The 22,601-nt window shown below is 57.9% G+C and carries 21 protein-coding genes and 1 tRNA gene; 8 read left to right on the top strand and 14 right to left on the bottom strand.

Annotation, left to right across the window (positions count from 1 at the left end; translation table 11 throughout):
- Positions 1-290: porin (locus tag Q4481_RS22485; RefSeq protein ID WP_304378660.1), on the bottom strand; the 290-nt coding region annotated here is incomplete at its 3' end.
- A gap of 557 nt (positions 291-847) precedes the next feature.
- On the opposite strand from Q4481_RS22485, the gene Q4481_RS22490 reads away from it, so the two are divergent.
- Both Q4481_RS22490 and Q4481_RS22495 read left to right on the top strand, forming a co-directional pair.
- Positions 848-937: transfer RNA gene (locus Q4481_RS22490), tRNA-Ser, on the top strand.
- Between the two features lie 288 nt (positions 938-1,225).
- Positions 1,226-1,810 (top strand): hypothetical protein, encoded by a 585-nt coding sequence (locus Q4481_RS22495; RefSeq protein ID WP_304378662.1) that lies wholly within the window; start codon positions 1,226-1,228, stop codon positions 1,808-1,810.
- A gap of 155 nt (positions 1,811-1,965) precedes the next feature.
- Here the strand turns inward: Q4481_RS22495 and Q4481_RS22500 are convergent, their stop codons facing one another.
- Complete coding sequence (locus Q4481_RS22500; RefSeq protein WP_304378663.1) at positions 1,966-3,273, bottom strand: UDP-glucose dehydrogenase family protein; 1,308 nt, start codon at positions 3,271-3,273, stop codon at positions 1,966-1,968.
- A gap of 275 nt (positions 3,274-3,548) precedes the next feature.
- Between Q4481_RS22500 and Q4481_RS22505 the strand changes: the two genes are divergently transcribed.
- A complete protein-coding gene (locus tag Q4481_RS22505; RefSeq protein WP_304378664.1) occupies positions 3,549-4,211 on the top strand; it encodes a TetR/AcrR family transcriptional regulator in 663 nt (220 codons plus the stop codon).
- Between the two features lie 5 nt (positions 4,212-4,216).
- On the opposite strand, the gene Q4481_RS22510 is transcribed toward Q4481_RS22505, so the two are convergent.
- Positions 4,217-5,113 carry a DMT family transporter gene (locus tag Q4481_RS22510; RefSeq protein WP_304378665.1) on the bottom strand — a complete coding sequence of 299 codons (897 nt, stop codon included), beginning with the start codon at positions 5,111-5,113 and terminating at the stop codon, positions 4,217-4,219.
- Positions 5,114-5,345: 232 nt separating this feature from the next.
- On the opposite strand from Q4481_RS22510, the gene iolG reads away from it, so the two are divergent.
- Positions 5,346-6,335, top strand: a complete 990-nt coding sequence (gene iolG, locus Q4481_RS22515) for an inositol 2-dehydrogenase (protein ID WP_304378666.1) — start codon at positions 5,346-5,348, stop codon at positions 6,333-6,335.
- Positions 6,336-6,816: 481 nt separating this feature from the next.
- On the opposite strand, the gene Q4481_RS22520 is transcribed toward iolG, so the two are convergent.
- Positions 6,817-7,032 (bottom strand): hypothetical protein, encoded by a 216-nt coding sequence (locus Q4481_RS22520; RefSeq protein ID WP_304378667.1) that lies wholly within the window; start codon positions 7,030-7,032, stop codon positions 6,817-6,819.
- 300 nt (positions 7,033-7,332) lie between these two features.
- Here Q4481_RS22520 and Q4481_RS22525 point away from each other — a divergent pair, with 300 nt between their 5' ends.
- Complete coding sequence (locus Q4481_RS22525; RefSeq protein ID WP_304378668.1) at positions 7,333-7,623, top strand: hypothetical protein; 291 nt, start codon at positions 7,333-7,335, stop codon at positions 7,621-7,623.
- 480 nt (positions 7,624-8,103) lie between these two features.
- Positions 8,104-8,931 (top strand): hypothetical protein, encoded by an 828-nt coding sequence (locus Q4481_RS22530; protein WP_304378669.1) that lies wholly within the window; start codon positions 8,104-8,106, stop codon positions 8,929-8,931.
- A gap of 13 nt (positions 8,932-8,944) precedes the next feature.
- On the opposite strand, the gene Q4481_RS22535 is transcribed toward Q4481_RS22530, so the two are convergent.
- From Q4481_RS22535 to Q4481_RS22560, 6 genes are all read right to left on the bottom strand, one after another.
- Positions 8,945-10,546: a GMC family oxidoreductase gene (locus Q4481_RS22535; protein WP_304378670.1), complete on the bottom strand. Its 1,602-nt coding sequence runs from the start codon at positions 10,544-10,546 to the stop codon at positions 8,945-8,947.
- A gap of 24 nt (positions 10,547-10,570) precedes the next feature.
- The gene (locus tag Q4481_RS22540; protein WP_304378671.1) at positions 10,571-12,199 is read right to left on the bottom strand and encodes an amidohydrolase; all 1,629 of its coding nucleotides are present in this window, start codon (positions 12,197-12,199) and stop codon (positions 10,571-10,573) included.
- Positions 12,200-12,221: 22 nt separating this feature from the next.
- Positions 12,222-13,019, bottom strand: a complete 798-nt coding sequence (locus Q4481_RS22545; RefSeq protein ID WP_377352586.1) for an ABC transporter ATP-binding protein — start codon at positions 13,017-13,019, stop codon at positions 12,222-12,224.
- 10 nt (positions 13,020-13,029) lie between these two features.
- Positions 13,030-13,830: an ABC transporter permease gene (locus Q4481_RS22550; RefSeq protein WP_304378673.1), complete on the bottom strand. Its 801-nt coding sequence runs from the start codon at positions 13,828-13,830 to the stop codon at positions 13,030-13,032.
- A gap of 100 nt (positions 13,831-13,930) precedes the next feature.
- Positions 13,931-14,911, bottom strand: a complete 981-nt coding sequence (locus Q4481_RS22555) for an ABC transporter substrate-binding protein (RefSeq protein ID WP_304378674.1) — start codon at positions 14,909-14,911, stop codon at positions 13,931-13,933.
- Between the two features lie 296 nt (positions 14,912-15,207).
- Positions 15,208-16,152: a LysR substrate-binding domain-containing protein gene (locus Q4481_RS22560; protein ID WP_304378675.1), complete on the bottom strand. Its 945-nt coding sequence runs from the start codon at positions 16,150-16,152 to the stop codon at positions 15,208-15,210.
- Positions 16,153-16,346: 194 nt separating this feature from the next.
- Between Q4481_RS22560 and Q4481_RS22565 the strand changes: the two genes are divergently transcribed.
- Positions 16,347-16,583 (top strand): DUF4189 domain-containing protein, encoded by a 237-nt coding sequence (locus Q4481_RS22565; protein WP_304378676.1) that lies wholly within the window; start codon positions 16,347-16,349, stop codon positions 16,581-16,583.
- 50 nt (positions 16,584-16,633) lie between these two features.
- Here Q4481_RS22565 and Q4481_RS22570 read toward each other — a convergent pair whose 3' ends face one another.
- Genes Q4481_RS22570 through Q4481_RS22580 form a run of 3 tightly spaced genes read right to left on the bottom strand, consistent with a single transcriptional unit; the run spans position 16,634 to position 19,257 of the window.
- The gene (locus Q4481_RS22570; RefSeq protein WP_304378677.1) at positions 16,634-18,121 is read right to left on the bottom strand and encodes an aldehyde dehydrogenase; all 1,488 of its coding nucleotides are present in this window, start codon (positions 18,119-18,121) and stop codon (positions 16,634-16,636) included.
- 40 nt (positions 18,122-18,161) lie between these two features.
- A complete protein-coding gene (locus Q4481_RS22575) occupies positions 18,162-18,836 on the bottom strand; it encodes a DUF1028 domain-containing protein (RefSeq protein WP_304378678.1) in 675 nt (224 codons plus the stop codon).
- Between the two features lie 4 nt (positions 18,837-18,840).
- Entirely contained in the window at positions 18,841-19,257 is a 417-nt protein-coding gene (locus tag Q4481_RS22580) for a RidA family protein (RefSeq protein WP_304378679.1), read from the bottom strand.
- A gap of 305 nt (positions 19,258-19,562) precedes the next feature.
- Here Q4481_RS22580 and Q4481_RS22585 point away from each other — a divergent pair, with 305 nt between their 5' ends.
- The gene (locus Q4481_RS22585) at positions 19,563-20,792 is read left to right on the top strand and encodes a flavin-containing monooxygenase (RefSeq protein ID WP_304378680.1); all 1,230 of its coding nucleotides are present in this window, start codon (positions 19,563-19,565) and stop codon (positions 20,790-20,792) included.
- Between the two features lie 76 nt (positions 20,793-20,868).
- Here the strand turns inward: Q4481_RS22585 and Q4481_RS22590 are convergent, their stop codons facing one another.
- The gene (locus Q4481_RS22590) at positions 20,869-22,542 is read right to left on the bottom strand and encodes an ATP-dependent nuclease (protein WP_304378681.1); all 1,674 of its coding nucleotides are present in this window, start codon (positions 22,540-22,542) and stop codon (positions 20,869-20,871) included.
- Positions 22,543-22,601 lie beyond the last annotated feature (59 nt).

Below are 22,601 nucleotides of genomic sequence, written 5' to 3' on the forward strand. Positions count from 1 at the left end.
GAGTCGTTCTTGGCTTCGACATGAAGACGAGCACGCGAATGGTGGTAGTAATAGGTCGGCGTTAGCGGGCCAGCAAGGTTCTTAAACTTCTTTTCGTAGCGGAACTGGCCGCCGATCTTCAGGCAGGTTTCCGTGCCCGGGATGTAGAAGAAGCCGGTGCCGTAGGCATCGCAGACCTTGACATATTCCATGGGTTCCGGCTCAGCAGCGACAACAGCGTCGGCAGCCTGAGCGCCAGAGACCACTGCCAGTGCAGCGGCGGAGCCGAGAAGAAGGCTCTTGATGTTCATGTGTGACCTCCAGTCAACGTTTCAATTAGGCCCAGGTCTTTTCGCCAAGCGATCCCCTGCCCAGGGCCAATCTAAAGAAGCTGGAGACATTCCCCAAACTTCCGAGGCGATCTTATTCATGCGCCGTGGTTAGGCAACGCTTAAACAGTCCAATCGAGTTCGGCACCGCGTGGATCGAGGCTAAATGTTACCGAAAAGCCACAAATCTGATGGCGCGCCTGTTCCGGAACGATCCGCTTTTGGCGCATATTTACAATCTGTTAACTCCTGAGCAGCGGATAAGCGCCTGTTTTTCAGTTCCCGCATATCAAGGACACAGAGGAACAAGATCACGACCTGAGGCGATTTCGTCGGCACCAGAATCGATTCGATTGGCCGCTTGCCCCGTTCGCCCGAACGACATGGCGCAGTCATTATAGAATGAATCATCTTCCGACACGCTCTCCAGCGCCCATGGCAGGGCGAAAACGATAAAATGCACCCCTGCCCCGGAAAACGCGCCAATCTTTCGAAAAACACTTGATATCATTTGAAAGCTTGTCTATCCCCACCGCAACGGAGAGGTGGCCGAGTGGTCGAAGGCGCTCCCCTGCTAAGGGAGTATACCCGGAAGGGTATCGTGGGTTCGAATCCCATCTTCTCCGCCATTGTTGCTTTCATTCAGCCGCCACACGAATGCTGGATGCGGGCTCCGTGCTCAACCGGGTCTTCTAGCGGAAAAAGTTCTCCTTGTTCTGATGCTCCCGTCTTTTTCGCGTCGCTGAAATGCTGTCGTCCCTCACGACAGCTATTCCCTCGTTGTCATTGACTTTGCCGGCTAGCGCTCGATAATCCCACGCCTGTTCGGTCGTTGCACGGGCCTTTGAGCCACATTGCCTTCCGATGCCTGTACATCCTTTTGACACGATTGTTCGCAACATATCACGGAGATCGGCATGGGCCGCGAGGCGCTTGTTCATGCGGAGGTCGGGACCCACGAAACGGGTGAGGTCAAGGCCCTGCTCGAAGCGCAGGAACTCATCTTGCGCGGCGAGATTCGGCGTCGTTTCCCCCGATCGATGGTGGGCGATCTCAGCGTGGATGGGCCGGTGCTTCGCTTTTCCTGCAAGGGCGAATCCATAGCACTGCATCTCGGGCCTGAGGCCGCGCAAGCCTGGGCAAAAGCGATTGCCACACCGCCGCCCAGCCTCCGGGCCAAACTCGGACTCGACAAGGGCGCAAAGGCACTGCTGATCGGCATCCCGGATGATCCAGCACTGTCAGAGGCGCTCGACGGTGCATTGGTCGATAGTCGAGAGGTGGCCGCAATGGCCATTGCCCGCATCGACACGCATTCCGATCTGATCAATGCGCTGGAAACCTGCGCTTCGCTACCGCTCTGGACCATCTATCCCAAGGGAAAAGCGGTTCCGTTCGGCGATTCCGCCATCCGATCAGCTCTGCGTGCGGCAGGTTGGCGCGACAGCAAGACCTGCGCTGTCTCCGAGCGACTGACTGCGACCCGATACAACCGGGTCTGATTTCCAGCCATCCTATGCAGAATTTGTCCAGGCCGCTGCCAATCTCGCGGAGAGGATGCCGGCGCCGCTCTTCGAAACGGATGGGAGCGGTGACTGTTAGCGATGGCGAACCAGCGCCCAACCCCGGAAACTCCTCGGCACCGCAATCGAATCAATCAATCGCGGTGGCCGATGCTCGAATAGCGGATGCCGTGGCGAACGACTTCATCGCGGCGGTAGATGTTGCGCAGGTCAATCATCACCGGATCGTTCATCAGGGCACGGATGCGGCTGAGATCAAGGGCGCGGAACTGGTTCCATTCCGTGACGATCACCAGCGCATCGGCCGATTCGGCCACCTCATATTCCCCGGCCACCAGTTCGATTCCGGACATGATCCTCCGGGCATAATCCATGGCCTTGGGATCATAACCGCGCACCGTCGCGCCGGCATCGACAAGGCCGCGGACGATATCGATGGCCGGGCTGTCGCGCATGTCGTCGGTGTTCGGCTTGAAGGCGAGGCCGAGCAGGCCAACCACCTTGCCACGCACATCGCCACCCATCGCATCGACGATCTTGCGGACCATCGCGAGCTTGCGCTCGTCATTGATGGCGATCGTGGTCTCAACCAGCCGCATGCCGGCGCCGAATTCCTGTGCGGTCTTGACCAGCGCCAGCGTATCCTTCGGAAAACAGGAGCCGCCGTAACCCGGCCCGGCATCGAGAAATTTTGCGCCGATGCGGCTGTCGAGACCGATGCCGCGCGAGACATCCTGGATGTCGGCACCCGATTTTTCGCAGAGATCGGCAACCTCGTTGATGAAGGTGATCTTCATGGCGAGAAAGGCGTTGGAGGCATATTTCACCAGTTCGGCCGTGCGGCGGCTGGTAAAAAGCAGCGGCGCCTGGTTGAGCGACAGTGGCCGGTAGAGTTCCGACATCACGGTGCGGGCGCGATCATCCTCGAGCCCGACCACAATTCGATCCGGCCGCTTGAAATCGTCGATGGCAGCGCCTTCGCGCAGGAATTCCGGGTTGGAGACGACGGCGATATCGGCCTTGGGGTTTTCCTCGCGGATGATTTTCTCCACCTCATCGCCGGTGCCGACCGGTACGGTCGACTTGGTGACGATGACGGTGAAGCCTTCGAGAGAACCGGCAATCTCGCGCGCGGCGGCATAGACATAGGTGAGATCGGCGTGCCCGACGCCGTGCTGCGATGGCGTGCCGACTGCAATGAACACCGCATCGCATTCGCGCACGGCTGTTGCGATATCGGTGGAGAAGGACAGCCGACCCGCCTCGGTATTGTAACGGACGAGATCATCAAGGCCCGGCTCGTAGATCGGGATCTCGCCCCGGCGCAGCGCCTCGATGCGCGTGGGGTCGCGATCGAGACAAATGACACGATGGCCGAAATCGGCAAGGCAGACGCCCGTAACCAGACCGACATAACCAGACCCGACCATTGCAATATTCATGACTGCTCCCTACCGGACCGCGCCCGCTCCGCCCCGGGTTAAAGCGCCGCTCAGACCGCCCGCGATTCGGGCGCATCTTCATTCATAGCGAACTACTATAGCTTCTGTGACAGCTGTTTGGTCGGTGGGTTGTTTTTCCAATGGTTGTGGAAAAGCGGGAAAGTTGCCTTTATTTACATGCGGATTTGCTAATTTACATTTCCGGGATGGAGGATCATTTGCATTTTTCTGATTTCATGTCAGATATCCGCATGGCAAAGACACACGGATCCCTCATGCAAACTGCAACCTCACGGCGCAACCTGCCTGCAGAAGAGCGGCGTCGCACAATGCTTCTCGCAGCGCTCGATCTGTTTTCCGAACGCGGACTGGCGATCACGGTGCAGCAGCTGGCCGACCGGGTGAAGGTGACGCAGCCGCTGGTGCACCGCTATTTCCCGACCAAGTCCGACCTGATCGAGGCGATTCTCGAGCTCATTCAGCGGGGACACTGGCAGCCCGAATGGGGTGAAAGGCTTGCCGAACGTGACCGCCCGCTCGCGGAGCGGCTGCAGGAGTTTTACGCCAGCTATCTGCCGGCTATCTATCGGATCCAGTGGTATCGCGGCTTTCTTTTCGCGGCGCTTGACGATTCCGGCTTTGCCCAGACCTACCTGGAGCAGTTCCATTCGGAAATCCTCGTTACGATCGCCGAGGAACTGCGCGCGAACTTCGGCTACCCCTCGCTTGCCGAGGTTGGCCTGTTCGAGCGCGAAACCGAAATGATCTACGCCATGCATTCGACGGCGATCTTCATCGGCCTGCGCCGCTATGTCTATGAAACGCCGGTGATCAAGGATGTGGCGCCGGTGATCCGCGACCAGATCCGCGCCACGCTGTTCCTGGCGCCGGAGGTGCTGGAAGAGCTGATGCCGGGCAAGAAACGCCTGGCCGGCTGAACGCCTCACGCAGAAGGCTTCTGCCTTTCATCCACCATCGTAAGCGTGCGCCGTTCACCGATGAGAATGATGGCACCCGCCGACATGATGAGACCGGCACCGACGAAGACCGATTGTTCGGGAATATCGCCCCAGATCAGATAGCCGAGCACAAACGCCCAGACGAGCGAGGAATATTCGAACGGCGCCAGGATGGAGACCGGTGCCCGCCGCATGCCTTCGAACATCAGGAATTGCGCAAGCCCCGCATAGATGCCGGTTCCGGCCATGATGGCGATGTTGACAAACGAGGTCGGCGTCCAGAACCAGGGCATGGCAAGGCCGGTGAAGACGATGAAAAAGCCGCTCGAGATTGCCATCTGCACCAGGCTGCGCTCCTTCATCGCCGTTCGCCGCATGAGAACTGTCGACGCCGCCCAGAACAGAGCCGCAAGCAGCGCCAGATTGACCGGCATCGACAGCGTCAGCCCCTTGTCGAACGGATCGGCGGCCACCAGCACGCCGGCAAAGCCGGTCGCCACCGCCAGCCAGCGGATCGGCGGCACTTTCTCACCCAGCAGCGGTGCAGCCATCAGCGTCACGAGAATCGGCGAGGCATAATAGATGGTGGTGAGTTCGGCGAGGCCGAGGCTGCGCGAGGCCGAATAGAAGGAAAGCCAGGCGCTGAGCAGCAGGATGTTGCGCAGGAACATCGGCTTCAGCACCGGCGACGCAGCCATGTCGGCGAGAAGCTTCGGCTTGCCGACGATAAGGCTCAAAAGGAAAATCACCACCGACCGGATGAACAGGATCTGCACCACCGGTAGCGTTTCGACCAGCCATTTGACCGAGGCATCCTGCAGGGTGAAGAGAAAATAGGAAAAGACCGTCAGGAGAACACCCGACAGCATGGATTTGGGCATGGTAGGACTCCGACCGGACCGCGAACGCGGCCGGAATCTGATAGCATGCGCAATGACGGTTGACCACGCCATTGCCGGGAACTTTGCCACCGCCAGCGCGTTATCGAAGTCTCGCCTGCAACAAATGGAATGGCACTGGCAATTTCGGAATAAAAATACTATTCATGAATTCAAAGAACATTCATTCCAAAAAGCCGGCACCGACCGGCTCCACCATCGAAGGGAGAACATCATGACGGTTCGTTTTGCGGTATTGGGTGCTGGCCGGATCGGCAAGGTCCATGCGAAGGCGGTGTCCGGCGATCCGGATGCGACGCTGGTGGCGGTGGCCGATGCAATGGCCGAATCCGCCGAAGCGCTTGCCGCCCGCTATGGCGCCGAAGTGCGCTCGATCAGCCAGGTGGAAGCCTCCAACGATATCGATGCCGTCGTCATCTGCACGCCCACCGATACGCATGCCGATCTGATCGAGCGCTTCGCCCGCGCCGGCAAGGCGATCTTCTGCGAAAAGCCGGTCGATCTCGATGCCGAACGGGTAAAAGCCTGCCTGAAGGTGGTGGAGGAAACCGGCGCCCGGCTGATGGTGGGTTTCAACCGCCGGTTCGACCCGCATTTCATGGCCGTCAAACGCGCCATCGATGACGGCCGTATCGGTGCGGTGGAGATGGTGACGATCACCTCGCGCGATCCGGGTGCGCCGCCGGTCGATTACATCAAGCGGTCGGGCGGTATTTTCCGCGACATGACCATCCATGATTTCGATATGGCCCGCTTCCTGCTCGGCGAAGAGATCCGTTCGGTCTCGGCCCATGCCGCCGTGCTCATCGACCCGGCGATCGGCGAGGCCGGCGATTTCGATTCGGTGACGGTCATTCTCGAAACCGCGTCCGGCAAGCAGGCGGTGATTTCCAATTCCCGCCGCGCCACCTATGGCTACGACCAGCGCATCGAGGTGCATGGATCGGCGGGCGTGGTGGCGGCGGAAAACCAGCGCGCCGTCTCGATCGAGATCGCCAATGCCGATGGCTATACGCGGCCGCCGCTGCATGATTTCTTCATGACCCGCTATACCGAAGCCTATGCCAACGAAATCACCGCCTTCATTGCCGCGATCGAGGAAGGCGCCCCGATCAGCCCGACGGGTGCCGATGGCCTCGCCGCCCTACAACTCGCCAATGCGGCACTTGAAAGCGCCACCACCGGCAAGCGGGTGGTTCTGTAAGGATTTTTGCGACGGACGCCAGCCATGATTGGCTGGCGTTTGTTATTGGGGGGGGGATGGACACCGGTGCGATAGGAGTTATTGCAAACCGAAACCACCGTCGCCTGATCTCGCTTCAAACCCATGCGATGGCGGACGAAATAGCTGGCTATTCTCGACGAATGGCTCGTCGCCTACAACACAAAACGCCCACATCAGGGCCGCAACATGGCCGGCCGCATGCCGCTCCAGGCATTCATAGAAGGGCTGAAAAAAGCCCGTCCTGCCACCGCAAAAACCGCAGGCAGAGGCGCTGAAAACAGCGCAGAAATCGGATTCAATTCAATCCGAAACTAGGGCCGCCTGAACCCGCTTTAAAGCGCAGCATTGCCAGTGCGAATAACGTTTCTGGACATTTTGGCAATAAAAAAGGCGGAAACTGCATCAGTCTCCGCCATAATTCATCACGACTGGAGGAGAAGTGATGACATCACGCCGTTTGCTAGGCTTTCATTTCCAATGCGATTTCGGCATCTACTTTTCCTCTGATGAAGTTCTGCTTCATGAGCCACAGACCACCTGCCCACAGGGCTGTTGCTATCAGGCTGGCGGTAACACCCAGCCAAAGCACATACCACCATGGTTCGCGCACATTCTTCTTGAGCGCTTCCTCGATCTTTCGATCCAGGAGTTTTTCAAAGTCCGGATTAAAGTCCATTTCATGCTCCTATTGCCCGCGTGTTCATCAGGGGGGCCTCCTGTTTCCTGCCAATTCGGCAGAAATTTTGAAAACCTATGCCATTTCATGGCTAGCTCCTTGCTGGTTAGGAAGTTTAAACTTGCCTGCATCTTTTGCAGGCAGTTCAATTTGGCACGCTATCGACCAAAGTGTCAATACGGTCGCCGCATGCTCCGTTAAGGATATTTGTCCGACAAAGGTTGACGCATTGCTCTTCTTGTGATAACTAATGTGCATTCACAATAGGTTTCCCTGAAATCCGGGGAAGGATGGAGATCAATGGGCAACGTTTTGATTGAGCGTCAATCGGCAGACTTTAAGGAGATTGAGTCTCCCTTAAGGGCCGTATCTGAGATTATATACCCAAGAGTATCTGTCAGGCTAACGGGAGATCTTGGTTCCGCAATGAAAGAGCTTCAGCATCACACTAACGCAACCTCACCCAGTGAAGTGATCAGGCGAGCGATTTTAATATATCATACGCTTGTGAAACAAAAATTAAAAGGTAACGAAGCTTTTATTGAGGTGGAAGAAAACGGAACTATAAAACGTGTTCCTATATTTCTTTGAACAGGGGAGGCTTTGCCTCCCCATTTTTATGATTAATCAATTCAATTATCGAATGATTACATTTTTATTTCTTGGAAAAATATAGAAATCTCATTCATACTTTAAGTTTTTTCACAAGAAATATATTTCAATCGACCTATACTAAGATCTCCTCGATTGTTGAATTGCGCGAGGTTGTCTTATTACGTTTTTATCTCGATTAAAAAAAGAACGTATTTGATTAAAAGCATGTCGTCAATGTAGGGAATTCTATTGTTATCATTGAACTGGACGCCACAAAGAGAACGCTAGACCGTCACTATATTCCTCAGTATATTATTTATTTTCAGGTCGCTTTATATACGCTCCATATTTCTATCATCGTCTATTTGATAGTTGTGATTTTTATATTTGATAAATTTCAATTGTAATATAATCATTAAAATTCGCTCTTGAACATACATCAGAGCTCCAAGGTAAAAAATCAAAATCGAGGACGTCATGAAAAGCAACAAACCGGCAAAGTGGCATCAAACTATTGATTTTGTCGGCTTGTTGACCTGGATTTCATTGCTTGGGTTACTTGGATTTTGGGCATGGTTTTCCATAAATGCCTTAAAACTGACCAAAGCCGGTGAATGTTACAATAATATTACAAATCCCATCTGGCATCTGTTTGCCTGCTTGAAACCAAACGAGGCTGGAGATTTGCTCGCAGGCGTGTTTGCGCCTGCCGCGACAGTCCTGTTGGCATTTGCACTCTTCGTTCAGATGCGGGAGCTAAAGGCTCAGCGCACTGAAATGAAGGATACACGTGAGGTGTTTCAGGAGCAGTCAGTTCTTATGAATGCGCAGATCGAAGAGGCGAAGCGCAGCGCTAATCTGCTTGAGAAACAGAACGCAATTCTAGCAGCGCAGGAGAAGGACCGTCTTCGTAGGGCAGACGCGGCCGAATTTGATATGTGGCTGCGCACAATAGAAATCATAATACGCAGTCGGTTGGGGAATGATGATATTCTAATTTATCGAGGAGGCGAATGTACGGAAAAGCGATCAATAACGCGGATCCCCGATCATTTGAAAGAGACGAGCACTGAAACGCTCATTGCACGATTTGTCTCTCATGCTAAACTTCAAAGAGAGGCATTAGTCGCCCTAGAGGCAGATATTTATATTAACCCAGCTTCTGAATATGTCCATAAGCTTCTCGAAATATTGAAAATTCTATTCAATATTTCTCAAAATAGTAAGGAGATTTCCGCTAAATTTGAGATTTTGGATTTAATATCGATACTTAGGCTACTGTCAGAGTATGCAGAGGCTCAGTAGACTGCCTCCCCCCTCACCGTCCCAAAATAAACCGGGCGGCCCGGTCGCCGATCATCATCGAAGGCGCGTTGGTGTTGCCGCCGATCAGCGTCGGCATGATCGAGGCATCGGCGACACGGAGATTGTTTAGCCCGCGCACCTTGAGCGTATCGGGGGCGACGACTGCCATCGGATCGGTGCCCATCTTCACGGTGCCGACCGGGTGATAGACGGTGAGCGCTTCGGCGCGCAGATAGGCGCGGATCTCGTCATCCTTCACCACATTCGGTCCCGGCAGGATTTCGGTGCCGGCCAGTTCCTTCATCGCCGGCTGGGCAAAGATAGTGCGCGCCACCTTGATGCCTTCGACGAGCGTGTCGAGATCCTCCGAACGGCTAAAGAAGCGGTGATCGATCGCGACATTGCGGCGGCTGCCATCGGCCACCAGCGTCAGTTCGCCGATGCTTTTCGGCCTCAGCACGCAGGTATGGACGGCAAAGCCATGGCCATATTCGACCAGCCGGCCGCGATGGCTGCGATAGCCGGGTACGAAATGGAACTGGATATCCGGCAGCGCCCCGGCATATTTCGTTTTCGCAAAACCGCCCGATTCGACATAGTTGGTGGTGAGCATGCCGCGACGGGCCGCAAAATAGCGGAACGGGCTCGCGAGAATCGCCGGCGCATTTGCAAGCGAAAGGCCGAGCGTTTTCAGACTGTTCGAGCGCACCGTGATCATGCCGTCGATATGGTCGCGCAGGTTCTTGCCGACGCCCGGCACATCGGCCTTGACGGTGATGCCGGCAGCAGCGAGTTCCGCCGCCGGGCCGATGCCGGACGCCAGCAGGATGCGCGGCGAACCGATGGCGCCGGCCGAGAGGATGATTTCGCCACGGCAGGCGATCTTCTGCAGCGCGCCTTCGCGGATGAGATTGACGGCACGGGCTTGGCCGGCCTCGATATCGAGATCGACCACTTCGGCACCGGTGAGCACGGTAAGGTTCTTGCGGTTCATCACCGGCTTGATGAAGGCGCTATGGGCGGAGAAGCGCTGGCCGCGATCCTGCGTGACGTTATAGACGCCGACGCCGAGTTGTGCTGCGCCGTTGAAATCGCGGTTTTCCGGCAGGCCCGCCTCGGTGCCGGCCTTGACGAACATCTTTGCGACCGGGTTGGGATCACGCGGATTGTCGACCAGCAACTCGCCGGAAAAGCCGTGATAGGCGGCATCCTGGCCCAAGAGGTTGCGTTCGAAGGATTTGAAGACCGGCAGCACATCGTCATAGGCCCAGCCGGCGCAGCCGAGGGAGGCCCATTCGTCATAATCCTCGCGGGCGCCGCGAATATAGATCATCGAATTGATGGTGGAGGAGCCGCCGAGCGCCTTGCCGCGATTGACCGGAATGCGGCGACCGTTCATTTCCGCCTGCGGCACGCCGACATAGCCGTAATCGAAGCGCGGATTGCCATAGAGCGACAGGATGCCGGCCGGCACCTTGACGCGCAGGTCATTGTCCGAGCCGCCGCCTTCGATCAGGCAGACGGTTTTCGACGGATCGGCGCTCAGGCGGTTGGCAACCACGCAACCGGCGGAGCCGGCACCGATGACGATATAGTCGAATGTCGCTTGCTGCATGGTATCCCCGCCTCAAATGCTGCGTCAGGCGGCACTGGTCGAGAAAACCTCGACACCGCCGACATGGGTGGACAGAACGGCGAGATCCGTGATGCGATCGGGGTCGATCGTGAGCGGATTGCCGGACAGAATGATGAAATCGGCGCGCTTGCCGACCGAAAGCGATCCTTCGTCACGCTCGACATGGCCGGCATGGGCCGCTCCCAGCGTATAGGCGCGGATCGCCTCTTCGACCGTGATGCGCTGCGCCGGCACCCAGCCGCCTTCGGGCTGATGATCGACACTCTGGCGCAGCACGGCATTGCGGATGCCGACGAGCGGATTGAGATCGACGATCGGCCAGTCGGTACCGAAGGCGAGTGCTGCACCGGCATCGAGAAGCGAGCGCAGCGGAAAGGCGCGCTTCATGCCTTCGGAACCGACGCGCACTTCCCAGAGCCCTTCCATGCCGAGCCACTGGTCGCGCGGATAGATCATCGCAGGCTGCAGACTGGCGATCGCGCCGATTTCGGCAAAGCGGGCGATATCGCGTTCGGTGGGGATCTCCACATGTTCGACGCGCGGGCGCAGGCGGCGGGAATTTTCGCCATCGGCTTCATAGGCATCAAGGGCGGCAGTGATCGCGCCGGTGCCGATCGCATGCGTCCAGACCTGGAAGCCGGCCGATTGCGCCCGGGCGACCGCCGCCGCATAGGCATCCTGCTGCCAGATGAGCAGCCCCTTCTCGTCCGGCCTGTCGGCATAACCATCCGGCATCGAACCGGTATGGGATTCGAGGACGCCATCCATGAAGAACTTGATCACGCGGCCATCGAGGAAGGCGGGATCGAGCGTCTGGCGCCAGAGGGCGACGCGATCGATCACCGTTTGCGGATCGGCATCGGGTTCGACGACGCTTGCGAGCGAAAAGCGGAGCGACAGCCCCTCCTCCGCCAGAAGTTCGGCCAAGAGCGGCACCATCTCGTCATCGAAGCCGGCGCTCTGGACACGCGTGAGGCCAAGCCGGTTGGCTTCCTTCATCGCGACGCGCAGCGCATCCCTGAGTTCGGCGCGATCGGCAGCGGGCACGATGTCATCAAGCGGCTTTGAGGCATGTTCCTTGAGCCAGCCGGTCGGCTCGCCATCCGCATCGCGGACGATTTCGCCATTGTCGGGATCGGGCGTGTCGCGGGTGATGCCGGCCAGTTCGAGCGCCTTCGAATTGGCCCAGGCGGCATGCGCCATACCGGACTTGAAATAGACCGGCCGGTCGGGGACGATCGCATCGAGCATCGACTTGTGGAAGCCACTCTCCGGCAGGTCCGGATAGCCGTAGGAGAATTCCTTGCCGGTGATCCAGACGCGATCGGGGTGGGCTTCGGCGTAGGTTTTGAGACGCGCTAAAACGTCTTCCATGGTGCGGGCTTCGCGCAAGCCCACCTCGCGCAGATAGAGCGCGCCCCAGACGACATGCAGATGCGAATCGATGAAAGACGGCATGACGAACCGGCCTTCGAGATCGATCACACCGGCATCGGGCGATGCAAGGGCTGCAACCTCCGCTTCCGCGCCGATGGCCGCGATACGGCCACCGCGCACCAGCATCGCCTCGGCGGTGGCAAGCGCCGGTTCGACCGTATGGATGACGCCATTGCGATAGAGCATCTCGGTCATCGGACGGTCTCCCCGAACATGCTCAATGGTCGTCGTCTTCATCGTTCCTGAGCAGTTCCAGAATCTCGCGCTTCATGGCGATGAATTCCGGCTCGAGAACGATATCGGCGTCGCGCGGACGCGGGATTTCGACCTTGATGACCTTCTTGATCAGGCCCGGGCGTCCGGACATGACGAAGACGCGGTCGGCCAAGAGAATGGCCTCGTCGATATCGTGGGTGACGAACAGAACCGTCTTCTTGGAATGTTCCCAGACGCGCAGCAAGAGCTTCTGCATCGAATGGCGGGTCTGGCTGTCGAGCGCGCCGAACGGCTCGTCCATCAGAAGCACTTCGGGATCGTTGGCGAGCGCGCGGGCAATTGCCACACGCTGCTTCATGCCGCCCGAAAGCTGCGACGGATAGTGGTTGGCGAATTTGGCGAGCCCCACTTCGGCGAGATAGTGATCGACGATCTCCTTGCGGGCGGCGGCCGGCAGGCCCTTGCGCTTGGGGCCATATTCAACATTCTGCGCCACGGTGAGCCAGGGAAACAGGGTATAGCCCTGGAACACCATGCCGCGATCGGCGCCCGGCTCGGAGATCGAGCGCGAGGCAACGCGGATATTGCCGCCCGTACGGTCCTGCAGCCCGGCGATCAGATAGAGAAGACTGGACTTGCCGCAACCGGACGGTCCGACGATGACGCAGAATTCGTTCTTCTCGACATGGAGCGAGATATCGTTGAGCGCGAGAACCGAACCGGCACCGGTTCCGTAGCGCAGTTGCACATGTTCGACGGTGATGTCGGAGCTGTTATGGTCGAGTTTGGTCGCAGCCATCATGACGATCTCAGTTGGCCCAGGGCGCCACAAAGCGGCGGAGCAGGCGGAAAACAGTATCGGTGAACAGGCCCATGATGCCGATCATGCCGATGGCCATGAAGATGACGTCGACCTGGAAGCCGCGCATGGCCTTGAGCGAGATGTAACCAAGGCCGGAACGGGCGGCGACGAGTTCGGCGACCACGACATAGGTCCAGGCCCAGCCCATCGTTACGCGCAGGATATCCATGATCTGCGGCAGCGTGGCCGGCAGGATGATGTGGAAGACCGTTTCAGTGCGGCGCGTGCCGAGCGTATAGGCGGCATTGACGAGATCGCGCGGCACCGAGCGGGCGGCATCGGCAAACATCACCAGCTGCTGGAAGAAAGTGGCGAAGACGATGAGCGCGACGCGCTGCTTGAGATCGATGCCGATCCACAGAATGAAGAGCGGCACGAAGGAGGTGACCGGCAGATAGCGGATGAAATTGACGAGCGGTTCCAGGAACGACTGCACGACGCGATAGGAGCCCATCATGAGACCGACCGGGATCGCAAGGATCGAGGAGATGACGAAGCCCATCACCACGACCTGCAGGCTCGACAGCGAATGTTCCCAGAGCGTTCCGTCCACCGCCATGGAGGCGGCCGTGGTCAGCACCTTGTCGGGTGTCGGCAGGAACATTTCCTTGATGATGCCGGTATAGGTCAGCGACGCCCAGATGCCGATGACGATCGCCCAGATCAGCAGGCCGAGAAAGACCGAGAGCGGTTTGGGAATGTTTTCGAAGGGGGTGCTGATGCTTTTCAGCAGGGAAGGTCTGGACACGTCAATCTCCGGGTCCCGCCGCATGGCGGCTTGTACTGGCGCAAGGGCGCCAGAGCGATGCGAATGGATGGGGGAGCGGTCTTACCGCTCCCCGGTTATCTTACTTTGCGAGGAACTGGGTATCGACCAGATCTTCGTACTTCACGTCCATCTTGAGCTTCTTAAAGCTGCCCCAGATTTCGCCGCCGAGGGTAACGAGCTTGCCCGATTCACCGGCCGCGCCATCCTTGAAGAACTCGGCGTTGCGCTCCTTGCCGTAGAAATTGACGCCGGCAGCGGAGGAGGCGAAATCAGCGGGCTTCGAGAGCCAGCCACCGACGCCCTTCGCCATGATTTCATAGGCCTTTTCCGGATTGGCCTTGATGAATTCGTTGGCCTTGTAGAGACCATCGACGAGCGCCTGCACATCGGCGGCGTTCTTTTCGATATAGGAGCAGTTGAGCGCCACCACATCCACGATCAGGCCCGGCGTCTTGGAAGAATCGATCAGGACCTGGCCCTTGTTGGCCTGCTTGGCGAGCGTGAGATGCGGCTCCCAGGTGACGGCAACCGGAATGCGGTCGGCCATGAAGGCAGCGGCAGCATCATCGGCGGTCATATTGGTGATCTTGACGTCGGCTTCGGTCATGCCGGCCTGCTTGAGCAGGATGTTGAACCAGAACTGCGACACCGAACCTTCGTTCATGCCGACTTCCATGCCCTTGATGCCGGCGAGATCCTTGATGCCGGCCGGCGCGAGAATGCCATCGCCGCCATGGGAATCGTCGAGCGCGTAAACCGCCTTGAAGCAGAAATCCGGCGAGCGGTACTTCATGATCTCGTCGATGGTCGAGGCATTGCCATCAAGTTCGCCGGCGGCAACGGCCGCCATGTAGATCGAGGCTTCCTCGATGATCTGCAAATCGACCTCAAGGCCCTTTTCCTTGAAATAGCCGAGGTCACGGGCCAGGAACAGCGGGCCGTAGCCGACCCAGGTGGTCATGCCGAGCTTCATGGTACCGGCATTGGCGACCGTTGCACCGACGAGTGCGATGCCGGCGGCCAAAGTTGTCTTCAACAGGCGGGAGATGGAGGTTTTCATGACGTTCCCTTGTCTCTGGTTCTTGGTCTGTGGTTACAGTTTCTGCTTCATTGGTCATTCTGGTGCGCGCCCGTTCTGACCGATCGGATGCTGGCTCTGCAATATTCGGGCCGTCTCAGAGCCGCCGACAGCGGTGACGGGCTTCAACCGCGACTTTGGCAGGAAAGCATGGTTCCTTCGTCGGAAAAATAATCATTTTCGGCTGATCTGGTTAGGCAAAGCCTAAGCAACAGGCAGAGCCAAACTTTGGGCGAATGCCGTGATTTTGGGCTTAATTTGCCTCATAAATCAGCAGATCAACGCTTCTTCTGCCCCATGCTCGGCGCCACCATGCCGGGAATGTAGGATTCGGAGATGAAGGAACGGGCATGTGTCGCAAAAGCAGACAGAAGCCGGGACTTTCGCAATTGCCTGAGAGTCGCAAACCCGATCGTCATCGGACGGTGATCGCCCGACAGGCGCACGCGCACGACACGACGGCCATCGAGCGCCATGTCCGAGCGCGGCGTGACATTGGCGAGCGTATAGCCATAGCCGTTCGCCACCATGGTGCGGATGACATCGAACTGCGGAAAGCGGAAGGCGATGTTGGGCTGCAGCCCCTCCTTCATGAACAAGGCCATGAAATATTCCGACGAGAGCGGCAGATCGAGCAGGATGAGCGGCAGTTCCGCGAGTTCGGCAAGCGTCACCGCCGAGTGACGCGCGAGCGGATGGCTTTCGCCGACCAGCGCATGGACCGGCAGATCGACGAGCGGCGTGAATTCGATTTCGGGCGGGATCTGCAGATCATAGGTGATCGCCACATCGATCATGGCGCGGTTGAGCCCGGAGAGAAGCGTTTCCTGATGGTCGGCATGCGGACGAATGGATGCCTTGGGGAAGGCCGACATGAAGGAGAGCGACAGTTCCGGCAGGATCATCGGCGCCAGCGTCGTCAGACAGCCGACATTGAGAAGCCCCCTCACCTCCTCGCTCGCTTCGGAGGCTGCTGCATAGAGCGACTCGGCCTGTTCCACCAGACGCTTGGCTTCGATGAGCAGCACCCGCCCCGCCGGTGTCAGGGACAGGCCCTGTGCGTGGTGGCGGATGAAGAGCTGGACTTCCAGTTCCTGCTCGAGCTGCGAGATTGCGGTGGAAATCGACGGCTGCGAAATGTTGATGCGATCGGACGCCTGGGTGATCGAGCCCGTTTCACCGGCCGCGATAAAATACTCGAGCTGTCTCAGGGTAAAGCGCATCTGGCCTGCCGTTCGGTTGTCGTCTCTACTGTCCCGGTTCGGACCGTTTTGTCAAACTGGCGGTTTTCGCTACGCGCATTTACCAGGAGAACAAAATTTGTTTGCCAACCTGCAGGAAGCGGAGAATAAGTAAGTTGGCTCAGACGTTAAGTCTTTGTTAGCCAACCACTTTCCTAAACTTACAGGGGAACAACTTGAAAATTCGCGCACGCCTTGTCCTGGCCGCTCTCGTTCTTAGCGCATCGTCGGCTGCCTCCGTTCAACCGGCCTTTGCCTGGGGCTGCATTGCCGTCTCTGAAAACGGCACCTATGGCTACAGCTACAACTATGATGATGAAGGCGATGCCCGTGAGCGCGCCCTCAACGAATGCGCCACCCGCGCCACGACCGACCAGACCTGCGAAATCCAGGAATGCGATGCGGATTCCTGATCGCCACTTATGAAAAGGGATGGCCGGCGGCTGCCGGCCATTTCAAGGTCTCAGTATTTGATCCAGGCGGTTTTCAGGCCCGAAAACTTGTCGAAGGCATGCAGCGACAGATCGCGGCCGATGCCGGACTGTTTGAAACCGCCGAACGGCGTCATCGGCGACAGCGCATCGACCGTGTTGACCGACACCGTGCCGACCCTGAGCGCCTCGATCATGCGATGGGCGCGCGCGAGGTTGGAGGTCCAGACCGAGGCTGCCAGACCATAGATCGAGGCATTGGCTAGCCGCACCGCTTCCTCTTCCGTCTCGAAGGTCGTGACCGCCAGGACCGGGCCAAAAATTTCCTCGACGGCGAGACGGTCACCCGGATCGACATCGGCAAAGATCGTCGGTTGGATGAAGGAGCCCTTGCCCTCCACCGTCACCCGTTCGCCACCGGCCACAAGCGTCGCGCTTTTCTTGCCCTGTTCGATATAGGAATAGACGCGGTCGCATTGGCGGGCATCGACGATGGCGCCCATGGTGGTGGCAGGATCGAGCGGATCACCCGGCTGGTAGCGCTGAGCCCGCTCCTGCATCTTCGCAACGAACGCCGGCGCGATTTCCTTCTGCACCAGCAGCCGCGAGTTTGCCGAGCAGACCTCGCCCTGATTGAAGAAGATGCCGAAGGCCGCCATGTCGGCTGCCGCATCGAGATCCTCGCAATCGGCGAAGATGATGTTGGGGCTCTTGCCGCCGCATTCGAGCCAGACCTGCTTCATGTTCGACTGTGCCGAATAGGCGAGGAAATACTTGCCGACCTCGGTGGAGCCGGTAAACGCGATGCAATCGATATCCGGATGCAGGCCCATGGCCTTGCCGGCCTTTTCGCCATAACCGGGCAGCACGTTGAACACACCGGCCGGAATGCCGGCTTCGGTGGCGAGCTCTGCCAGACGAAGGGCGGTGAGCGGCGATTGTTCGGCCGGTTTCAGGATAACGGAATTGCCGAGCGCCAGCGCAGGCGCGCATTTCCAGGCCGCCATATCGAGCGGGAAGTTCCACGGCACGACGGCACCGACGACGCCGAGCGCCTCGCGACGGACGAGCGCCAGATTGCCGGAACCGACCGGTGCCACCTCGTCATAGACCTTGTCGATCGCTTCGGCGAACCACTGGAACACTCCGGCAGCCCCCGGAACATCGATGGCAGCTGCTTCTGCGACCGGCTTGCCCATGTCGAGGCTTTCGAGAAGGGCAAATTCCTCGAGATTGGCGCGGATGAGATCGGCGAGTTTCAGAAGCACCGCCTTGCGTTCCGACGGCGTCTTGCCGGACCAGCGGCGATCCTCAAACGCGGTCCGAGCAGCGGTGACAGCACGATCGACATCGGCTGAATCGCAGGAGGCGATCTTTGCCAGCACCTCGCCGGTGGCCGGATTGACGCAATCGAACGTCTCGCCCGAGAGCGCCGGACAATAGGCGCCATCGATATAGGCGAGGTTGCGGATCGCGAGCGTTGCTTTGAGAGAAAGCCAGTCGGCCTTGGTCTTGGTCATCGGTTCAGTCCTGAAATTGATCGCGTGTCCAGCCGATCGGTCACTCGTCGCCGGGGACGCCGTAGCTTGGCGAGCCCGACGGGTTGAGCGCGCGGGTGACGTAATCTTCGAGCTGGGGCTTGTAGATGCCCCAGAGGGTTTCCAGTTCGCCGATCGGATCTTCCTCGGCCCAGTCGACCCGCAGATCGGCGACCGGCCAGCTGACTTCACGCACGATCAGCATTCCGGCCGAATGGACTGGACCCGCCTCGCCGCCGGCGGCGAGTGCCGCCTTCATGGCCGCGAGCAGACGATCGCCGAGCGGACCGGGCGCCTCTTCGAAGGCGGCGACCATGCGCTTGGGGACGAAGGGATTGGCGAGCAGGTTGCCGCCGGCAGCGCAATCGATGCCCTCTGCGAGATTGTTGACGCCGAGCGTCTGGCTGCCGGAATGCTGCGCCGTGCGACCGGCCGCATCGAGCAGCATCACCTGCCGCCAGTCGGCATGCGGATAATCCTTGAGAAGCGCCGCAAGCGCTTCTTCCGCCGACAGGCCCGATGCCATCAGATCAAGTCCCTTGGGCCCAAGCGACGGATCGGTGATGTTCTGGGTCGCCACGACGCCAGCGCCAGCGCGGGCATGGGCGCAACGAGCCGCCACCGCCGGCGAGGACGAGGAGATGGCAATGCCCATCATGCCGGTGTCGCGGCAGCGACCGATGATCGAGAAGGTCATGGCATCAATCCGGGATGACGGCAGTCACATCGACCTCGACCAGCCATTCGGGGCGGGCGAGCGCGGAAATGACGACGCCGGTGGAAACCGGGAACACACCCTTCAGCCATTTGCCGATGACGCGATAGACCGTTTCGCGGAACCGCGGATCGACGAGATAGATGGTGATCTTGCAGATATGCGACAGATCCGAACCGGCCTCGTCAAGCAGCATCTTGATGTTGGCCATCGCCTGCTCGGTCTGGGCGGCAACATCGCCGATGCCGACATTTTCCGACGTATCGAGATTCTGGCCGATCTGGCCACGCACGAAAACCATGGTGCCCTTGGCAACGACCACCTGGCAGAGATCGTTGTCGAGCTTCTGTTCGGGATAGGTGTCCTTGGTGTTGAACATCCGGATGCGCTTGTGGACGGGCATGATCGTTCCATTCTTCGGTTGACGTAGCCCGATCCAAACGGGCGTTACGCCCATAGGAGCGCAAGTCGCGCGCGAAGGAAAGAAGGCTTTCCTTGCCCTTTGCATCAAGAAAACCGAAGCACGGCATAGACCTGCTTAGCCAACCGATAGGAAGCCGCGCAAAACGGGCTGCGCCATGCTGCTTCAAAATATCCAAATCAAATGCGAATTAAATCATTATTTCCCGAACCAGCAGCTTCGACTAGATCTTTTGCAACCCCGGCAGCCGGCCGGACAATCAGGTTTTCGGCAGAGGAGCCCTCCCCATGACGGTTGAAACAGTCGACACACTCATCATCGGTGGCGGCCAGGCCGGGCTCGCGATGAGCGAACATCTTTCCAATGCCAAGGTTCCGCATCTGGTGGTGGAACGCAACCGCATTGCCGAGCGGTGGCGGTCCGAGCGCTGGGATTCGCTGGTGGCGAACGGCCCCGCCTGGCACGACCGTTTCCCGAACATGACCTTCGACGACACCGACCCGAACGGGTTTGCCACCAAGGACAGCATCGTCAGCTATTTCGAGGCCTATGCCAAACAGATCGATGCGCCGATCCGCTCCGGCGTCGAGGTCACTTCGCTCAGCCGCAAGCCGGACGGTTCAGGCTTCATTGCCGAAACCAGCCAGGGCGTGATCGAAGCCAAAAATGTGGTGGCCGCCACCGGTCCGTTCCAGAAGCCGGTGATCCCGCCGGTGGTGCCGGCCGACAGCGGCATCCTGCAAATCCATTCGGCCGCCTACCGCAACCCGGCCCAGCTGCCGGAGGGTGGCGTTCTCGTGATCGGTGCCGGTTCCTCCGGCGTGCAGATTGCCGATGAACTGGCGCGTGCCGGCCGCAAGGTCTATCTCGCGGTGGGGCCGCACAACCGGCCGCCGCGCAGCTATCGCGGCAAGGATTTCGTCTGGTGGCTGGGCGCGCTTGGTCTGTGGAACATGGAAACGCCCGCTCCCTCGACCGAACATGTGACGATTGCCGTCAGCGGTGCCCGTGGCGGCCATACGGTGGATTTCCGCGACCTTGCCCAGAATGGCATCACGCTGGTCGGCCGCGCCGAATCCTTTAAGGACGGCACCATGCATTTTGCCCCGGACCTGGCGCAGAACATTGCCATGGGCGATGCCGACTATCTGTCGGTGCTGCAATCGGCCGATGCGCATATCGCCCGCGAAGGGCTCGATTTCCCCGAGGAGCCGGAAGCGCATGTGATCGGGCCCGAGCCCGATTGCGTGAAGAACCCGATCCTCGAGCTCGATCTCGCGGAATCCGGCATCACCTCGATCATCTGGGCGACCGGCTATGCGCTCGATTATGACTGGATCAAGTTCACCGTGACGGATGAAAAGGGCCGGCCGGACCACAAGCGCGGCGTCTCCAAGGTGCCGGGCTTCTATTTCCTCGGCCTCGCCTGGCTTTCCCGCCGCGCCTCGCCCTTCATCTGGGGCGTCTGGCACGATGCCAAATATCTCGCCGAAGAGATTGCTGCCCGCAAGGGGTGAGGGAAAGCCGGCGCGAATGCCGGCTTTTTGACAAGCTTTCAAATGTTGGCACAAAGATAGTCTAAGCAATCTGCAGCTAAGCCGGAATGCCTCTGCGATTCCGGTTCTTTAGCCAACCAGAGATTTCCCCCATGAAATCCCATACATCACCGATCCCCGGCTTCACATAGCCATCGGAATTCGGATCGCTTCCCATTTTTTCAAATATACTCCGTAGCCACCCATTCTTCGAACGCGCAACGTCTAAATCCATCAGCCAGTGTTCAACCTCGCCACGAGGGACTACAAAGAGGCCATATCGACCTAGATCAGCCAGAAGGTTCTTTGCCATTTCAAGGTCGCCGCCTTTGAGCAAGGTAATTCCACCCTGTGTTTTAAAGTCTTTATTTGCCGCCTCCAACGCCTTAAAAACAGTAGAGCGCCTACTTGCATAGGCATCGTATTCGCCCTCCGGCAAGCCGATTGCACCAAGGTGCTTTGTCCATTCTGCTCCCCCATCTTTAAAAACATCAATATCAACAATTCCGGCGGTCGGAATGCCCAGTTTCCTTAGGGGCGCGATAATTCTAGGTATTGTCTGCTTGTTGTCCGCATTCAGAAAAAGAGTGCGCGGAGCCGCTCTTCCATCATTTTGCGCGAGCAGACGCTCATTTATTTCCTGGTAAAAAGCTCTATCAGCATTCGCCTCGCCAACAACCACGCAATCGAAAAACAGTCCTTCCAGCACTCCGACCGATCTCAACAGAGGATCCCGCATAAGCACCTTTAGCTCGGCACTGGGGAGCAGACGCGCTGTTCCAACGCCATCTTGATACGTCAATCGGATGATGTTGACTTCGGCTCCAGAAGATATAGCGCCCATAAGAAATTGTGCACTATGCGTTGACGCAAATACGTGTTTGCCCTCATCGACGGCTCCCTTTGCGAGCTCCTTGCCGAGGGTGAAGGCCAAACTTGGATGTAGAAACGCTTCGGGTTCATCGACGGTTATTACGCGTGGCTGTCCAACATGCAGCTGTAACAAGATACCGGTGAACGCTTTCACTCCATCGCTGACGCTTTCGATGCCGCGGGCATCCCTCATGTAGTCGAGGGTGCCTTCCTCCAAAGACCGTTCATTAGGTGGAGCCTCAGAGCCAAACCGAGCATGCAGGTGACTGCCAACTGATGCATCGAGAACAAAATGTAACCCAGTAGAATCGTAAACTAGCTTCCGCAGGGCCGAACGTTTTTCATCGTCAACGAACAAACGCGCAAATACACTTGCTGGCTTTTTAAGATCTCCTCGCTCTTGCGGATTTATTAATTGGATTCTTGAAGGGCCATCTAGGGCGAGAACTAAATTTTTTAAATAGTAAGATGAAAAATTTCTTCTATGTCTGCCTTCTGCGGAATTAGGATATTGCAAAGCATTTAAAAAATCAACAATTGGTACATGCATCATTTCTTCTTTATAATGATTTATATAAACATAACCATTTATTTTTTGAGCGCCGGGCTCTGGCTCTACAATAATTTTCTTTAGTTCGTTTACAGCGACATCTCTAGCAATAGCATCAAATGAAACATCATCAACAACGCAAAATCCTTCTGTCTGACCGGACCGAAATACGGAAACCAGTTCCCGAAGGGCCTGACTCTTTCCTGAATTGTTTGGGCCGACAAAAATTGTAACTGATGGCGGGGTCTGAACCTCCAAAGGTGGTTGTTTTACTGTTGAACCAAACTTGAATCTTATAGACGACAGCATTGAATCCCCCTGATATCAGCACCCTTAAATTGTATCAATTTATTCGAATTGCAATCGCC

The sequence above is a fragment of the Fluviirhizobium alvei genome (assembly GCF_030551875.1).
In the GTDB taxonomy this organism is placed as follows: Bacteria; Pseudomonadota; Alphaproteobacteria; order Rhizobiales; family Rhizobiaceae; genus Rhizobium_E; species Rhizobium_E alvei.

What these genes read in the sequence shown, in the direction of transcription:
- Q4481_RS22555 (WP_304378674.1), bottom strand. Translation starts at nt 14,911, where the DNA reads ATGAAAACCTCCATCTCCCGCCTGTTGAAGACAACTTTGGCCGCCGGC.
- Q4481_RS22535 (WP_304378670.1), bottom strand. Translation starts at nt 10,546, where the DNA reads ATGCAGCAAGCGACATTCGACTATATCGTCATCGGTGCCGGCTCCGCC.
- Q4481_RS22540 (WP_304378671.1), bottom strand. Translation starts at nt 12,199, where the DNA reads ATGACCGAGATGCTCTATCGCAATGGCGTCATCCATACGGTCGAACCG.
- Q4481_RS22495 (WP_304378662.1), top strand. Translation starts at nt 1,226, where the DNA reads ATGGGCCGCGAGGCGCTTGTTCATGCGGAGGTCGGGACCCACGAAACG.
- Q4481_RS22560 (WP_304378675.1), bottom strand. Translation starts at nt 16,152, where the DNA reads ATGCGCTTTACCCTGAGACAGCTCGAGTATTTTATCGCGGCCGGTGAA.
- Q4481_RS22510 (WP_304378665.1), bottom strand. Translation starts at nt 5,113, where the DNA reads ATGCCCAAATCCATGCTGTCGGGTGTTCTCCTGACGGTCTTTTCCTAT.
- Q4481_RS22580 (WP_304378679.1), bottom strand. Translation starts at nt 19,257, where the DNA reads ATGCCCGTCCACAAGCGCATCCGGATGTTCAACACCAAGGACACCTAT.
- Q4481_RS22545 (WP_377352586.1), bottom strand. Translation starts at nt 13,019, where the DNA reads ATGGCTGCGACCAAACTCGACCATAACAGCTCCGACATCACCGTCGAA.
- Q4481_RS22570 (WP_304378677.1), bottom strand. Translation starts at nt 18,121, where the DNA reads ATGACCAAGACCAAGGCCGACTGGCTTTCTCTCAAAGCAACGCTCGCG.
- Q4481_RS22530 (WP_304378669.1), top strand. Translation starts at nt 8,104, where the DNA reads ATGAAAAGCAACAAACCGGCAAAGTGGCATCAAACTATTGATTTTGTC.
- Q4481_RS22520 (WP_304378667.1), bottom strand. Translation starts at nt 7,032, where the DNA reads ATGGACTTTAATCCGGACTTTGAAAAACTCCTGGATCGAAAGATCGAG.
- Q4481_RS22505 (WP_304378664.1), top strand. Translation starts at nt 3,549, where the DNA reads ATGCAAACTGCAACCTCACGGCGCAACCTGCCTGCAGAAGAGCGGCGT.
- iolG (WP_304378666.1), top strand. Translation starts at nt 5,346, where the DNA reads ATGACGGTTCGTTTTGCGGTATTGGGTGCTGGCCGGATCGGCAAGGTC.
- Q4481_RS22525 (WP_304378668.1), top strand. Translation starts at nt 7,333, where the DNA reads ATGGGCAACGTTTTGATTGAGCGTCAATCGGCAGACTTTAAGGAGATT.
- Q4481_RS22590 (WP_304378681.1), bottom strand. Translation starts at nt 22,542, where the DNA reads ATGCTGTCGTCTATAAGATTCAAGTTTGGTTCAACAGTAAAACAACCA.
- Q4481_RS22575 (WP_304378678.1), bottom strand. Translation starts at nt 18,836, where the DNA reads ATGACCTTCTCGATCATCGGTCGCTGCCGCGACACCGGCATGATGGGC.
- Q4481_RS22585 (WP_304378680.1), top strand. Translation starts at nt 19,563, where the DNA reads ATGACGGTTGAAACAGTCGACACACTCATCATCGGTGGCGGCCAGGCC.
- Q4481_RS22500 (WP_304378663.1), bottom strand. Translation starts at nt 3,273, where the DNA reads ATGAATATTGCAATGGTCGGGTCTGGTTATGTCGGTCTGGTTACGGGC.